Source organism: Methanogenium sp. MK-MG (genome assembly GCF_009914725.1).
In the GTDB taxonomy this organism is placed as follows: domain Archaea; phylum Halobacteriota; class Methanomicrobia; order Methanomicrobiales; family Methanomicrobiaceae; genus Methanogenium.
In genome coordinates this window covers 14,323-30,197 of record NZ_JAAAWJ010000001.1, presented here as the reverse complement: position 1 = coordinate 30,197, position 15,875 = coordinate 14,323, and the positions used below count along the sequence as shown (strand labels likewise).

Genomic DNA, 15,875 nt, shown 5'->3' with positions numbered 1-15,875 from the left:
CGGATACACCATGATTCAGTTTAGAATATTGCTTGAAAAGGATGAGGATGGATGGTTTACTGCAACTGTCCCTTCCCTTCCGGGATGTATCTCTCAGGGGAGAACAGAAGAAGAGGCAAAGAAAAACATCGCAGAAGCAATCGAACTGCACCTGAAATCCCCCCCGGAATTCCCACCAGCGACTTCTTTCTGCAGCTCTTCACGCATCAATTTTCCCCGTTAATTTTTACGCCGGATTGTGTGAAAATCCAACACTGGAACAGGAGGGGGGCACCCCCTCCCTTGCTGTTCATGAATACGAACAACCCTGTGATCGCACATTGTGATGATCAAAGAAACCATGGAATCGCCAAAGTTTCAATTTGTTACACAAATCGATCCCTGAACACACAAATTCCACCAGTCTCCAAACAAATAAAGTGAAAAGGCAAGGGAAAGGACAGGCAGGCATCCCCCCTGCTCAAAGTTGTCAGGCATAATCCTACCCTGAGTACAGAGGGGGAATTTATCCCGAAGTACAGTAGAGTTATGTATTGAGGAGAGGGAGAGATGATGGATGTCGCACAGGTCTGTTCAGACCTTGTACAGATTAATACAGAAAACCCGCCGGGACGAACGGATGAGGCGGTGGAGTATGTCGCAGGCATGCTCGATAGTATGGGGTATCGCCCCCGCATTTCTAAAAATCCGGGCGGGCACTGGAATGTCTGTGCCGGTCCGCGCGACTGCAAACTGCTCTTCTGCGGCCACCTGGATGTGGTGCCCGCAGGTGAGGAGGGCTGGACGCATGACCCTTTCTCCGGAACAATTGAGGACGGCTTCGTCTGGGGCCGCGGCTCGACGGATATGAAGGGCGGGTGTGCAGCGATTCTTGCAGCACTGGAGGAGGCGCTGGATGGTCGGAGCAGATCAGATCAACCGGAGATGTGTGGTGCGGTGTCTGTGGCCTTTGTCTGTGACGAGGAGACGGGCCGGGTGGACGGTGTACAGCACCTGCTGCGGGAACGGGAAATTATGCCGTGCGACTGCCTGATTGCAGAGCCGACGCCCTGCCTGAACCCGGCTGTGGGCCAGAAGGGGCTGTGCCGCTTCCGGGCGACCTTCCGGGGCACGCCGGGGCACGGCTCGCTCTATCCGTTTGCAGGTGAGAATGCCATTGTGCAGGCGTCCGGTTTTATCCAGCGTATCATGAGCGTTACTGAACATGAGTATGCCCCGGAGGGGATGGTTCAGTCGCTTGTCGCAAACTCTGAGGAGGCGATTGCGGCCATCTTCCCGGACGCCGACGTGGCCCGCCTTTTGACCCGCATCACCTGCAACCCGGGGCTGATCACCGGCGGCGAGGGGACCAATATCGTGGCCGAGGAGTGCACGGTCGCGCTTGACATGCGCCTGCCGTGGGGCTGCAACCCGGATGCGGTGCTGGCGAAAGTTGAGAGGGACGTCTCTTCTCCTGCAGTCTCTACAGAGAGCTGCGCTGCGCCGACCTGCACGTCACCGGACTGCCACCTGGTGCGTCGCCTCTCTGCAGCAATTGAGGGTGTCTACCATATGCCGGCCCGCCCGATACTGCAGTGGGCGGCGAGTGACGCCCGGTTTTTGCGGGCGGCAGGGTTCCGGGCGGCGGAGTACGGCCCGGGGGAGATTCATCTGCTGCACGCGCAGGACGAGCGGGTGAGAGTCAGCCAGCTGGAGCGGGCCGCAGATGTGTATGCATCGCTGATCGCCGCGTATGTGCGTGAGACGTGATTGCCGCATAATGTGCGTAACGTGTGCAGGCCCTGACTGGTTTGCATGTGCATGAGATGTGATTGCCGCGTTAATGTGTGGACTCTGATTGGTTTGCGTGCGTGTGACTGCGGCAGTGTTGTCGCCAATGAACCCCAACCGATATGATCAGACACATTACGATTCGCCTCCCTTTCTTCTGACCTCTGATTGCGATGGTTTTCACCGTTTTTGTCGCAGCAGATACACCGCGCCATACAGCACCACCACCACACACGACACATGCCCGGAAACAGGAGGGATGCCCGTCCATCCCTCCCATATGACCTGTCACTGATCAGGGGGAGGGCTGCAGGGAGGGGGACTTTTCCCCTCTCTTGCTGTGTGTGATGCCAATTCATTCCGATTCCCGAATGTTACCAGGAGGGAACCACCCATAGCTTAAATTATTTTTATTAGAATACAGCTATTAATGAACAGACATGTGCTTTTTTTAGCAGCCGCTCTCTCCGTCGTCCTCGTGCTTGCATGTGCAGGATGCTCAGAGCTGCCGGTGGATGGGCGTGACGTTGGTTCAGGGGGGGAAGGGGAGGCGGCGGCCCCGACAGCAACGCCGAACTGGGTGCAGGAGGCCACACCCATCAGGGCTCCTGAGCCGGTGGTGACGACACCTCCGACCATAGCTGAACCGGAACCGGAACTGCCGGTGTATACCGAGATTTACTCCAACAAGGTCTACCTGCTCTATGACGTAATAGCGCTCAACTATGACCTGAAGGTGCCTGCAATGATCATTGATCTAAAGATTGATCCGGATATGGTCGCAGACACGAATGAAGTATTCAGTAATTATGGCAGCAAAAAATGGATCACCATAAAAAAGACATACCCTGACCCACGCGCCGACCTCATCGTCACCATCTTTGACCGCGCCACCGGCGATGTAGTTGAAGAGTATGACTTTGCGCAGTTCAACCAGGAGCACGAAAAGCAGACCATCACCCTCAGATACCCGGGCCTCTACCAGATTGAGATGGAGGGGAACAACGTGGATGTAGGCATCACGATATCGGTCCCTGAAGAAAATGTCGCGGATAATGATGCGCTGGTCCCGGCGGACTGAGAGAGAGGGAGAGAGAGGAAGAAAGAAAGAGGATCAGCCGAGATGAACGGTTCGTGATGAACTGCCCGCGATGAGTTGAGAAGTTGGATGAACTGAACTGAAATGGGGGGAAGAATACGGGCAGGAGATATCTCCTGCGCATTAATTTCAATCTGTTTTTTGGCATGGTGAAGGGTTCGTATTTGCCGTGCCCGTCTATGTTGCAGGCCCGCAGCATTTTCCTTGCATCAGGAGATGATTATCAGGACAGGAGATGCCTTACCTGCCGGGTAAATGGTTTGGTAAAACAGTGATGAGTTCCATATGTCCTTCGCCCCGCCATCTCTCTCATCCAAACCTGCCAGATCACTCCAGCTCCCGTCTCATCCCGCGCTCCACCACTGTTTCGTCCCGCAACATCCCGTTCACTCCGCCCAAAACCCGCAAATGCCACAAAAAATGCATCAAATCCCGCCCATTCCCATCCCGTTCCGCACATTCACAGGAACAAATGCAAAGGTATTATATCCAGAAACACCAATCTCTGTAAGCACCTCGGTAGAAGAGATGTGCGACGCTGTGTGTCCCGGTAGGGTAGTGGACATCCTAGAAGCTTGCGGAGCTTTTGACCCGGGTTCAAGTCCCGGCCGGGGCGTCAGTTTTCGGGAATTCCCCGATTTGTTTTTTTTGGAATTTTTGTTTGGTGAATCATTTGGTATTTTTCCGGGTGATTTTTTGATTTTATTTCAGCTTCGGCGTTGAGGGACTTGTGGATTGCCCCCTGAATGTCCAAAATCATATTGGAAGCGGGGATTATACTGCGCCATCCTTGTTTTTTCCCACCACCTACCCTTTTTGACCCTCTGTTTTGAGGAATTGGAGACCAGAATGGACGTATTTTCTGCTCATATTTACTGCCTGAAAAATACGGCTATTTTACCATGTATTTACTATAATGACGGTTAATTATAGACTAATAAGGGGCCGCTATTGACGGGTATTTTAGGAGGACGTATTGTTTGTCTCAACTGAGAACTGGTCACTCTGGGCTTCTGTGTGGATGCGTTTTTCTACGTTTTTTCACGATTCTCCACCCTTTTTTATTCCCTGCGTTAGAGGATTGGAGGATAGAATGAACGTATTTTTGGGTCATCTTTTCTGCCGGAAAAATACGGTTGTAATGCCTGTTATTTGCCAAAAATAAGGATTATTGCAGACTACTGAGGGGTCGCCATTGACGATTATTTTTGGAGGATGTTATCCATTGTCTCGGCTGAGAACAGCCCGCTCCGGGCTTCTGTGTGGACGCGGATTTCCGGTTTTTGGGCCATTTTGGCGGTTATATATGCGTTGCTTAACCACGGGGCCATTTTTTTGAATTTCTTCGGATATTTTAAACGTCCAAAACAGATCATCACATTGCCCACCGTAATATTCCAGAAGAAATCACCCCCTGTGCAGCAACCGGAAGTATTTCAGATCCCATAGTTTAAACAGATCTCATGAACCACAGTGTTCAGCCGCAGGGGCACGCCGCCTGACCCGGCAGATCTAAGCATTGGCAGATGATTTGTATAGACCACAGCCGGATGTGGGGCAGAAATGGAAGCCATAAAATCACATATGCTCACATAGTTACTATTGGATGGAAGATTGTGGCACATGCTGTCAAATTCTGACTAAATCAAATGGGGCATCACAAAATACTGACAATCTAGGAAATATGGATGAAAACACCCGTCATTATTAATAAAAATGCAAGTTATTATTAATAAAAACATGAATACATACATATAAGAGTTCAGGTTGTATCCCATACATAATATTCAATATAACATCGATGGCATTCAGCCAGTTTCCTGAATCTCAGTGCATACAAAAATCAACAAGGAGGAATTCCCAACTTGTATCGTGACAAAAAAATAGGCGTAGTTGTACCCGCATATAAAGAAGAGCTCCTCATCAAAGATACTCTGAAATCCGTACCGGAATATGTAGACCGTGTCTATGTCGTAAATGACGCTTCCCCGGACCACACCGGAGAAATAATCGCGGAATATTCTGAGCATGACGGAAGGGTTGTCCCTCTGACGCATGAAGTGAACAAGGGTGTCGGTGCAGCGATTGTCACCGGATACGAGGAAGCCCTCAAAGACGGCATGGACATTGCCGCAGTCATGGCCGGTGACAACCAGATGGATCCAGGATTCCTCCCGGAACTGCTGGACCCCATTGTTGACAAGAAAGTTGACTACACCATTGGAAACCGCCTCATGAGCCAGGAGTACCGTCAGCAGATGAGCAAGTGGCGCTTCTTTGGCAACGCAATACTTACCCTCCTCACAAAGATTGCATCCGGATACTGGCAGATGATGGATCCGCAGAACGGATACTCGGCCGTATCGACAAGGGCCCTGGAACGCCTCAGTCTCAAAAGCATCTATCCCCGCTACGGCTACTGCAATGACCTTCTGGTCCAGCTCAATGTCTGGGGATTTAAGATGAGGAATGTCCCCCACCCGGCCCGCTACGGACGGGAGACATCCGGCATCCGCTACTCGTCATACATCTGCAGACTCTCCTGGCTCCTGCTGCGCAAGTTCCTCTGGCGCCTGAAGATGAAGTACATCGTCCTCGGCTTCCACCCGCTGGTATTCTTCTATTTCTTCGGAGCAATACTCACCGCAGTAGGCGTCATCGCAGGCATCGGCACCCTATGGGAGAAGTTTGTGGCAGGATATCCTGTTCTTGTTGTCCACGGGATTCTGTCATTCCTGATATTCATGATGGGAATGATGTTCCTGCTGTTTGCTATGTTATATGATATGGAACAGGAGCGGAATACGAATGGATGGTATTGAGATGCGATCAACTACTCCGGGGAATAATTGATGGCTGGGGAAAAATCCAGTCTCTCAGTTACTGTTGACATTGAGGACTGGTACCATATTCCTTCTGTTTGCGGATCCACATTTTCTGTATACAAAGATGTGGATGAGTTCTTTGAAAAATGGAATACCAGATACGACTATCTTTCTGAACCAACAAAAAGAGTGTTGAATCTTCTGGATCAATTTAATGCTAAAGCCACTTTTTTTGTAGTTGCCGATGTAGTTGAGAATTATCCTGGTCTTGTGGAATCGATTGCTGAGAAAGGGCATGAGATTGCATGCCATGGACTTCATCACAAATGCAAAATTGATCCGAAGACCAAAGAACCATTAATGACCCCTAAAGAATTTGAAAAGCAAACATTAGAGGCAAGAAATATCCTTGAGGAGGCGTCCGGTCAGAAAGTCATAGGTTACAGGGCACCAAATGCACTCATTGGTGGCTGGATGCTTGATTCTCTTGAGAATATAGGGTTTAAATATGATTCTTCTGTATGTGTAAATTCTTTGTACAATAAAACAGATTCCCCTCTTAGAGGGGTTTCCACCTATCCCTATTATCCACTGAATGGTTCTCTTGAGATGGGGCCAAAGAGAAAGATCATAGAGCATCCTTGGGCATACTATGACTTAGCTGGTTTCAGGATTCCAACCTCAGGAGGCCCAATGCTCCGGTTTCTTGGATCACACATAATTCTCAAAGGTCTTCAAAATAGTTTAAAAAGAGGAAATGCAGTTTTTTACTTCCACCCGATAGATATTTCGTTTGAAAAATTCCCCGAAATAGGTAATGGAAGACCGTTATACTGGGCAATTAAAGGAACTGTAGTAGAAAATAGAATCAAATATGTTTTAAAAGAGACTTCTAAGAATAATATTTGTTTTAATGAGTTGTCTAATTTATCAAGTATATAACATTGGTTGGTTGAATATGTATATTCGTAAGTTTACATTGTATTTTTGGTATATTCTCTCACGGTGTGCTCCCACTAGCGGTATGCGGGTGTCTGCACTCAATAGGATATCTTATGTAATAATTGGCGAAAATTGTTATCTTGGTCCGAGTATTACAGTCACTCCATTTGGAGGGGGTGCGTCTTATTTTCAACAGAAAAAAGGGACTATTTTTTTAGAGATTGGTAATAGAGTAGCAATAAGTCCTAATGTTTCATTTTTTTGTTCTATGCACCCAGAGAATTCAAAGTTATCAAAATTGTATGGAAAAATTGATAAGATTACTGTAGAGGACGATGTCTGGATTGGCGGTGGTTCAATTATATTGGCTGGTGTAACAATACACAAAAATTCAGTTGTTGGTGCTGGTGCAGTCGTAACAAAAGATGTTCCCAAGAATACTGTCGTTGGTGGAGTTCCTGCAAAACCAATAAAAAATGTACCTGATTTGGAGGATTAAATGAAGGGAAAAATTCTTGTTACAGATGGAAGATCGCTTGCTACATTAGCTATAATTCGTTCTCTTGGAGAAAAGGGATTTGAAATTCATTGTGGTGACGATTTTAAATCAAATTTATCCTCATATTCTAGATATGTGAAAAAAAGAATTATATACCCTACTCCAAATTTGCAAGAATCTGAGTTTATTAATTTCATCATAGATCTGGCTAAAACAGAAAATTATGCTATGATTATTCCAGTAAGGGATGATACTACACTTCTTCTGTCGAAGTATAGAAAAGAAATTTCAAAATATACCCATTTATATCTTGCAGATTATGATTGTATTCAAAAATTCAGAGATAAAGGTCAAACTATTAAAATAGCTCAAAATGCCAATGTTCCAGTTCCCGATACATTTTTTCCTGAAGATATGAATTTGGAAGAAATCAAAAGTAATCTTAAGTACCCCGTTTTGATAAGAGCAAGAGTAAGTTCTGGATCAAGGGGTATAAAATATTTAAAATCACAATCAGAATTTGATCTTGCTTATCAGGAAATAAAAGACGAATATGGCGAACCTATCATTCAGGAATATATTTCTAAATCTGGGTATAGTACTGCATGTTTACTTTTAAATGATCATCAAGAACAAATAGCTTCCTTTAGCTATGAGAGAGTTAAAGAATATCCCATTAATGGCGGTCCAACTGTTGTAGGAATAAGTTCTGATGATGAACTTGTAAAAAAATATTCATTAAAATTGTTGAAAAGTATAGGATGGAAAGGCGTTGCTGAAGTTGAATATATAATTGATAAAAATGGAAATCCATTGTTGCTCGAAGTTAATCCCAGGTTTTGGATGCCACTTAATTTAGCAATAAAATCAGGTGTTGATTTTCCATATTTGATCTATAATTTGGCAATGGACGAAAACATCAGTCCTGTTAATACTTATGAGATTGGTCTAAAATATCGATGGGTATTTCCAAATGAAATATTATGGCTTACTCAAACCTCCGAAAAGGTTCAGGGATTTAGAGAATTTATAAATTTCTGGGATAAAAAAACTTGCTATGGCGTAATTTCTATAAAAGATCCTATGGCCTTGATTGGGATGATATTTCAAAGTTTGAGTTTTCTTTTTAATTCAGAAAAACGAAAAATAATTTTCGACAGAGGTTGGGATTTAAGATGAACCATAAATATTCTGATGATGAAAATATTAAAATATTGGCAGTTGGTGACATAATGTTGGGAATATCTTCTTTACGCGCAATTGCTGATAAGAATACTATCCCTAATCTAATTTTACAAGATAATAAATCAATTATTAAAGACATTTTACCCTCTTTAAAAAAGAAGGACATCCTTTTTGGCAACTTGGAATCTCCAATTTCAAATCAATTTGATTGGGCTTCATTAGATAATCCAAAGTTGATAATGGCCCCTGGAGAAGCAGTATCCACACTTAAATATTGTAATTTTGATGTTTTAAATATAGCTAATAATCATACATTGGATTATGGTACAGAGGTTTTTGATGAAACAATTCAATTTTTGAAAAAAGAAAACATTAGAGTAATTGGTAACCATGCGAAAGCAAATCTTGAAACAATTAAAGTAAAAAATATAACTATTGGCTTTATGGGCTACAACCTCTGTGATGAAGGGAACAAATCAAGTAATTCAAACATATATTCCGACATAAATAATTATAAACAATTAGTTGATATTTTGGTTATATCATTACATTGGGGATGGGGAATGGAACATTCATTTATACCTTCTAAAGAGCAAATTGAGCTAGGCCACAAACTTATTGATATGGGCGTGGATGTTATTTTAGGTCACCATTCACATGTTTTTCAACATGTTGAAATTTATAATGGAAAGATCATCGCCTATAGTCTGGGTAATTTCATCTTTGACATGTGGCGTGATGAAAATATAAAGGGAGGTATTTTAGAAATAATGATTGATTCAAATAAAAATCTAGAGGCAAACATTATACCTACAATTCAAGACAAGTTCAGTGTTAAAATTGACTCTGAAATGATGAAATATAAAAATAAACTCCTAACCACAAATATTAATGAAACAATCAATAATTTAGAAATACAAAATTCACAATTAAATAAAAAACATAACAAAGAAATATTATTGTATTATATACTTCATATCCACAAATTTTCGTTCAACTTTCATATAAATACAATTTCCCGTTGGACTAAAAAAATTAGGTCATATATATCAGATGGAGGTTTTCAATGAGAATTCTAATCGGAATAGCACACCCAGCACATGTTCATTTTTACAAGAATTTTATTTGGGAAATGGAAAAAAAGGGACATGACATAAAAATTGTAACAAAAAATAAAGATGTATCTATTGCTTTATTAGACAATTATGGATTTAAATATGAGATTATTTCTACCAAAATGGCTACTGGATTAAAACGCATAACAAATCAACTTGAGTATGAGTACAAATTTTATAAAGCAGCTATAAATCATAACTCTGATATCGTTACCGGAATCGGCGGTAATACAGCATCACAGATTTCAAAGATCACAAAAGCCAAATCAATTATATTCACAGACAATTATCTTAAATATGATAAATATATAACACATCCATGGGCTGACACTATAATTACTCCGACATCATTTTCCCATAATTTAGGAAAAAAACAAATTAAAGTGCCAAGTTTTAAAGAATTAGCTTATTTACATCCAGATGTGTTTAATCCCAATCCAGATATTTATGACCTTATGAATTTTAAAAAGACAGAACGATTTGTTGTGGTCAGATTTGTTTCATTTAAAGCACTTCATGATAAAAAAGTTTCAGGGTTTAGTGAAACAAATAAAATTAGGTTAGTGAAGGAGATATGTAAATATGCTAAAGTCTTTATAAGTTGTGAAGGGAATCTCCCTCATGAACTACAAGATTATGTTATAAAATTTCCACCTGAAAAAATACATGATGCATTATACTTTGCAGATTTATTAGTTACTGACTCTCAAACGATGACGACAGAAGCTGCAGTTTTGGGAACTCCTGCTATCCGTTGTAATGACTGGGTAGGATCAGATAATGAAATGTTGAACTTTGTCGAATTAGAAAATAAATATAATCTAATATATAATTTCAGTGATTCAGATCTAGCAGTTAAGAAGTGTTGTGAACTATTGAGTAATAATGACACTAAAGATATCTATAGAAAAAGATGTGAAAAATTAACTAATGAAAAAATTAATTTAACAAAATTTTTGGTCTGGTTCTTCGAAAATTATCCTCAAAGTTTTACTGATCTAAAGGGAGCTCCCGATATGCAGCATTTCTGCACCACAACCCCTGAGATGGAACATGATCAGTAGGTCCAAAGGTTCTAGGAGTTGTTTTAGCATAAATCATCTAATATTCATTCCCAACTTCATCAGACTCCATATGAAAAAAATAAGTTCAGATAATGGTTATCATGGTTATTAATATTGCACAATACACAGTTAAGGATTCAATTGAAAAATTGCATCGTTGGGTAATAAATCAACAATATTCTGGATGGGATATTTATGATGGTCTAAACAGTCCATTGACAAAAAACATTAAGACAAACTTTCTTAAAGTTCTTGTATTACAGGGCAACAAGTATTCTCCTATCAACATTAGACCTATAATAGGCATAGAAAAAGGAATTGACCTGAAAGGAATGGCCATATTTGCTCAGGCATATGCTTCACTTTACAAAGTTACAGGTGAACAAAAATACTGTAATGAAATGGGAAAGGCAATTCATTTTATCAAAGAGAAATCTTTGAAAAATGAGCAGATGTATGATTGCTGGGCAAGTCACTATTACCCATACACGGGCATTCAAGGGGGGGCTTTGTCAACAGATACTCCAGACATTATTGGCACAAGCCAGGCGATTATTGCTCTGATTGAATCCTACAAAATTACAAAAAACACTATAGAAAAGGAAATCGCATCAAGTGCAATAAAATATCTCATTAATAAAATGTATATCGATGACACCGAGTTCCCGTTTTTTAAATATATTGGATCTAACGGAAATCCTAACCACATTACATTAAATGCTTCGGCCCAAGCTATGGAAGCAATATCGACGTTCCTATCTCTAAAAAACGATAGTTGTTTGCAATCAATATGCGAAAAAATCTCCCATACATTACTAAAAACTCAGAGAGATGACGGGTCGTGGGTATATAGTATATATCATAACGGCAATACAAAAAGGATCCAATTAGATTTTCATCAAGGATACATCATCGATGGATTATTGACCTATCTACCTTATTCAAATGATCGAGGTAACATCCAAGATTGTATTGAAAAAGCATCTCACTATTATCAAAATGTTCAATTTCGTCATAATGGAAGTAGCTATTATCGATATCCGATGCCTTATCCTATAGATATCCATAATCAAGCACAAGGGATTATTACATTTTCAAAGTTGAGTAGTTTGGATAGCAAACATATCGATTTTGCAAATAAAATCGCAATGTGGACAATAAAAAATATGCAAAACAGTTCAGGTCATTTTTATTACCAAAAATGGCCAATCATTACCAACAAAATCCCCCATATGCGGTGGGGACAGGCTTGGATGATGTTGGCACTAGCAACTATATTTGAAAAAAATAATGGAGAATCATTATGATTAAAGTACTAATGTGTGGTCCAGATGCTTCGTCTGGCGGTGTTACAACCCATACAAAACGACTTACTGAAGAATTAGAAGAATTAGGTGTAGTGATTATATCGCATAGTTTTTCCGGTTCAAACTTTAGAAAATTGTATCAAAGAACAATTGGATTAATGCTTAAAGCGATAAATAAAAGAACAGAATATGATATTATTCATATTCAAGCTTCGGGCGGTATTTTTAGTTTTATATCTGCAATAACAGGTGCAATAGCTTCTCATGGATTGAATAAGCGGTTGATTGTTACATTTCATAATTCTGAAACCAAAAGATTTGTGACCGTTCATAAACATGCTTTTGGGTTTGTATTAAATAAATTGGATAAATTAATCTTGGTTTCACATAAACAAGAAGAGGCCGTAATCTCATTATATGGAGATATTTCAGAGAAAATAATTGTTTTACCGAATGGATTCAAAGATTCACTATATTATGCCATGGATAAAGTGGCATGTCGCAATATGTTAAATTTGCCACTTGATAAAAAAATTATATTCAACATTTCAAACTTAATCGAGTCAAAAGGACATAAATTCCTGATATCCTCAATTCGAGAGATGATATCGGTAAATAATAATTGCTCATGTTATATCGCTGGAAAGGGATATTTTGAAAACACGCTAAAAGATCAAGTAAGTGAATTACAATTACAAAATTATGTTACATTTCTTGGATGGATACCCGATGAACAGATTCCAATATGGATTAACGCCTGCGATATCTTTGTTTTACCAAGTTTGGCAGAAGGCAACCCCATAGTTATGTTCGAGGCCCTTGGCTGTGGAAAGCCATTTGTGGGTACAATAATTGGGGGTATACCTGAGATCATAAACTCAAATGAGTATGGTCTGTTAGTAGAACCCGCTGACTACAAAGATTTATCAGAAAAAATTTTGATAGCACTGGACAAGGAATGGGATAGAGATGTGATTCTTTCATACGCAGAGCAATTTAAATGGAAAAATATTGCAAAAGAGACTAAGCGCGTATATGTTCAGCATTTAATTTAACCTAAGTATTATCGAAATTGAAAAACAGATCATTAAAGAATTATTTATGAACGAACCAACAATAATTGCAATAACCGGTAAGTGGCATTCCGATAATAAATCAATTTCAAAAACTGCAGAAAAATTACTCAATATTTTGTGCCCCATTTCAAAAGAAGTTATTACCATATCATCAAATATTCCAATAAACAACTTCAATAGCAAACACCATGGAATTGTAATAAAATCTAGAAGTAACAATAATTCAAATTTATTAGAGCAAATGTATACGTCACTCTACAAATTAAAAGTAACGGTTGTTATGATCCAATTGATTTTATCCCAAAAAATAGATATAATAATTTTCTGTTTTGGTGCGGATCTCTTTTTGATTCCAATAATAGTTTCACGTATTTTTGCCAAAAAAACAATAATTAGAACAGATTCTCGTCCTTCAGTTGCAAACACATACAAAAATAAAAGAACAATAAAATATATAATATATAGATTAATTGAACGAATAAATTATTCACTTGCACATATAATCATATCCGAAGCTCAGCATATGATAAATTACTATGAATTGTTACCATATACTAAAAAAATTGAAATTGGGACATTGTACGTTGAAGATTACTTTTTCATGAAAAATAATTTCAATCTAAAAAAATATGATATTGGTTTTATTGGGAGATTTTCAGAAGAAAAAGGGTTTAGCGATTTTATCGAATCTCTTAAAGAAATTTCACAAATACACCCTGGTTTAAATGTGTTAATAATTGGAGATGGAAATTTAAAATACAAACTTAAAGAACTATCAAACTATAAAATAGAGGTGAATTATATAGGGTGGATTGAAAAACAAAATCTACCTCAGTATCTATCTAAATTGAAATTTCTGATCCTACCTTCATATAAAGAAGGGTTGCCAAACATTGTACTTGAGGCAATGGCCTGTGGTACAGTTGTTTTAGCCACTCCTGTAGGAGGGATTCCTGATTTATTAAAAGACAAAAAGACAGGTTTCTCCCTAAAGGATAATTCTCCTGAATGTATCACAAAGAATGTATTATGTGCATTAAATTGCCAATATACTCATGATATCATCAGCTCAGCACATTATTTAATGGAACAAAAATATTCTTATCAAAAGGTTTTGGATAATTATCAAAAAATAATTGCAGACGTGATATCCAAATGATCCAGATCAATAAAATTGGCAATCGAACCATAAAGCAATTGATCCTCATCAATGTATGTTTGTTCATTTTGGCATTAATAATAATTTGGCAAACGACACCCGCTGAAGGTTATGAATTCTCAATATATGAAGCATATCCAAATGGCATATTTTTAATATTTTTAACATTTGTCATTGGCTTAACAATATTATTATTGATAATCTTTCAGGAAAATATAAGCAAAATTCAAATTATTTTGGCTTTGTTACCTATATTATTATGCGACATTATAATGTTATTCCTACCCACTATTCGAGGGTATTATATATATGGAGACGGGGATATCTTGTCTCATATAGGGCATATGATTGATATCCAGAAATTCCATTTTATTATCGATAACCGTTATCCAATGGATCATATTCTGGGAAATATCATTGTATACTTTACTGGAATAACTAATGCTAAAATATCTCTTATCATTCCTCCCCTATTCTCACTTATAATGGTATTACTAATATATATATTCGCCAATGAACTCCACATTGGAAAAAGAGAAAAGTTGTTAGTACTGGCACTTGCAACCATACCAATGTTTGGTACATCAAATGTTCTTTTTTTTCCAAATGGTCAAGCATTCTGCATTTTTACCCTTGGAATGTATTTACTATTAAAGATATTTCACAACATTAATACTTGGCAGCCCTGTGTATTATTAACTATTTTTACAATTTCCCTTGTTTTCTTCCATCCACTCGTATTTATAGTATTTTTAATGGTAATTGGGGCATTAATTTCAGTAATTTATTTGCATGACAAAGCACAGTATTCCATTCAATGGTTTTACTTTTCGACAATAGCAATTGGTCTATTATTTTTTGTTATATGGAGTGACTCCCTTAATCTTGGAGTTAATAATATTCTTGAACCAATCCTCAATGGTTTTTTAAATAATATTGAAACAAATTCTGAATTAGTTGGATATTCACAAAAAGTTAGTAACATAAATCTTGATTATACCTATCTAGGCAAATTAATCTTTAAAACATATGGACAATATATACTTTTGGGGACAATATCAATTATATGCATAGCATTGATGGGTTTTTTAATCATTAAAAAGAACTTTCTAATAATTAACACTGATTTGGTTTTCATAGGAGTTGGCTTCCTTTTTTTCTCAATTTTTTCAATATTTTTGCTTTTCAAAAGCGGCGCATTTGGATTCCTGAGAGTATATAAATTTGCACAATTATTTTCAATAATATTGATTCCAACCACATTAATTTTTTATTATAAGCAATTAAAATTACATTCAAAATTTAATGCTCGAACAATATATTTATTTTTTGCCATAATATTTGTGGTTACTTTAACCTATTTTTCTTTTTTTAATCTTCATCTCTCTCCATCAATTAATGGATTAAATCAGCAGGTACCTCAAAGTTACTATTCTGGGATGGAAAAATTTTATGAACACAGAAATACGCAATTCAAAATAATGGAATTTGGCATATCTCAACGTAGATATTACCATGCAATGTTTGGTCAGATCGGATTACAACAGAATGTTAGGTGGTATGGGGTCTTAAGTCCCCCAGATCATTTTAATTATCAAAAATATCCAACTCTGGGCCAAGGATTGATAGGAACAGAATATTTTATTCTAACGAGCAAGGGTATTGAGTTCTACCCTAAATTATATCCTGAATTTAAAAATAAATGGCGATATAACCCTAATGACTTCGAAAGAATTGATCAAGACACCTCAATAAAAAAGGTATATTCTAACGACAATTTGTTAGTGTTTTTAATTAATGATTAAACAAGGAAACTGAGCAACTTGTTCTCCCT

Annotated in this window: 13 protein-coding genes and 1 tRNA gene; all 14 read left to right on the top strand. The window is 38.8% G+C overall.

Annotation, left to right across the window (positions count from 1 at the left end; genetic code table 11):
* The first annotated feature begins 10 nt into the window (after positions 1-10).
* The 14 genes from MKMG_RS00140 to MKMG_RS00075 all read left to right on the top strand — a co-directional run bounded on the left by MKMG_RS00140 (position 11) and on the right by MKMG_RS00075 (position 15,846).
* A complete protein-coding gene (locus tag MKMG_RS00140; RefSeq protein ID WP_165074210.1) occupies positions 11-223 on the top strand; it encodes a type II toxin-antitoxin system HicB family antitoxin in 213 nt (70 codons plus the stop codon).
* Positions 224-549: 326 nt separating this feature from the next.
* Entirely contained in the window at positions 550-1,749 is a 1,200-nt protein-coding gene (locus tag MKMG_RS00135) for a M20/M25/M40 family metallo-hydrolase (protein WP_165074208.1), read from the top strand.
* Positions 1,750-2,200: 451 nt separating this feature from the next.
* Positions 2,201-2,851: a hypothetical protein gene (locus MKMG_RS00130; RefSeq protein WP_165074206.1), complete on the top strand. Its 651-nt coding sequence runs from the start codon at positions 2,201-2,203 to the stop codon at positions 2,849-2,851.
* A 562-nt stretch (positions 2,852-3,413) separates the two neighbouring features.
* Positions 3,414-3,485: transfer RNA gene (locus MKMG_RS00125), tRNA-Arg, on the top strand.
* Between the two features lie 1,249 nt (positions 3,486-4,734).
* On the top strand, positions 4,735-5,691 hold the full coding sequence (locus tag MKMG_RS00120; RefSeq protein WP_165074204.1) for a glycosyltransferase family 2 protein: 957 nt from the start codon (positions 4,735-4,737) through the stop codon (positions 5,689-5,691).
* Between the two features lie 30 nt (positions 5,692-5,721).
* Positions 5,722-6,636: a polysaccharide deacetylase family protein gene (locus tag MKMG_RS00115; protein WP_165074201.1), complete on the top strand. Its 915-nt coding sequence runs from the start codon at positions 5,722-5,724 to the stop codon at positions 6,634-6,636.
* A gap of 88 nt (positions 6,637-6,724) precedes the next feature.
* Complete coding sequence (locus tag MKMG_RS00110; protein ID WP_216842854.1) at positions 6,725-7,135, top strand: DapH/DapD/GlmU-related protein; 411 nt, start codon at positions 6,725-6,727, stop codon at positions 7,133-7,135.
* A complete protein-coding gene (locus tag MKMG_RS00105) occupies positions 7,136-8,314 on the top strand; it encodes an ATP-grasp domain-containing protein (protein ID WP_165074197.1) in 1,179 nt (392 codons plus the stop codon).
* Positions 8,311-9,390 carry a CapA family protein gene (locus tag MKMG_RS00100; RefSeq protein WP_165074195.1) on the top strand — a complete coding sequence of 360 codons (1,080 nt, stop codon included), beginning with the start codon at positions 8,311-8,313 and terminating at the stop codon, positions 9,388-9,390. The genes MKMG_RS00105 and MKMG_RS00100 overlap by 4 nt, the downstream gene beginning before the upstream one ends.
* Entirely contained in the window at positions 9,387-10,499 is a 1,113-nt protein-coding gene (locus MKMG_RS00095) for a DUF354 domain-containing protein (protein WP_165074193.1), read from the top strand. The genes MKMG_RS00100 and MKMG_RS00095 overlap by 4 nt, the downstream gene beginning before the upstream one ends.
* A gap of 101 nt (positions 10,500-10,600) precedes the next feature.
* Positions 10,601-11,806, top strand: coding sequence for a hypothetical protein (locus MKMG_RS00090; RefSeq protein ID WP_165074191.1), 1,206 nt, complete (start codon positions 10,601-10,603; stop codon positions 11,804-11,806).
* Complete coding sequence (locus MKMG_RS00085; RefSeq protein ID WP_165074189.1) at positions 11,803-12,861, top strand: glycosyltransferase; 1,059 nt, start codon at positions 11,803-11,805, stop codon at positions 12,859-12,861. The genes MKMG_RS00090 and MKMG_RS00085 overlap by 4 nt, the downstream gene beginning before the upstream one ends.
* Before the next feature lie 46 nt (positions 12,862-12,907).
* Positions 12,908-14,041, top strand: a complete 1,134-nt coding sequence (locus MKMG_RS00080) for a glycosyltransferase family 4 protein (RefSeq protein WP_165074187.1) — start codon at positions 12,908-12,910, stop codon at positions 14,039-14,041.
* A gap of 68 nt (positions 14,042-14,109) precedes the next feature.
* Positions 14,110-15,846: a hypothetical protein gene (locus MKMG_RS00075; protein WP_165074185.1), complete on the top strand. Its 1,737-nt coding sequence runs from the start codon at positions 14,110-14,112 to the stop codon at positions 15,844-15,846.
* The last annotated feature ends 29 nt before the right edge of the window (positions 15,847-15,875 follow it).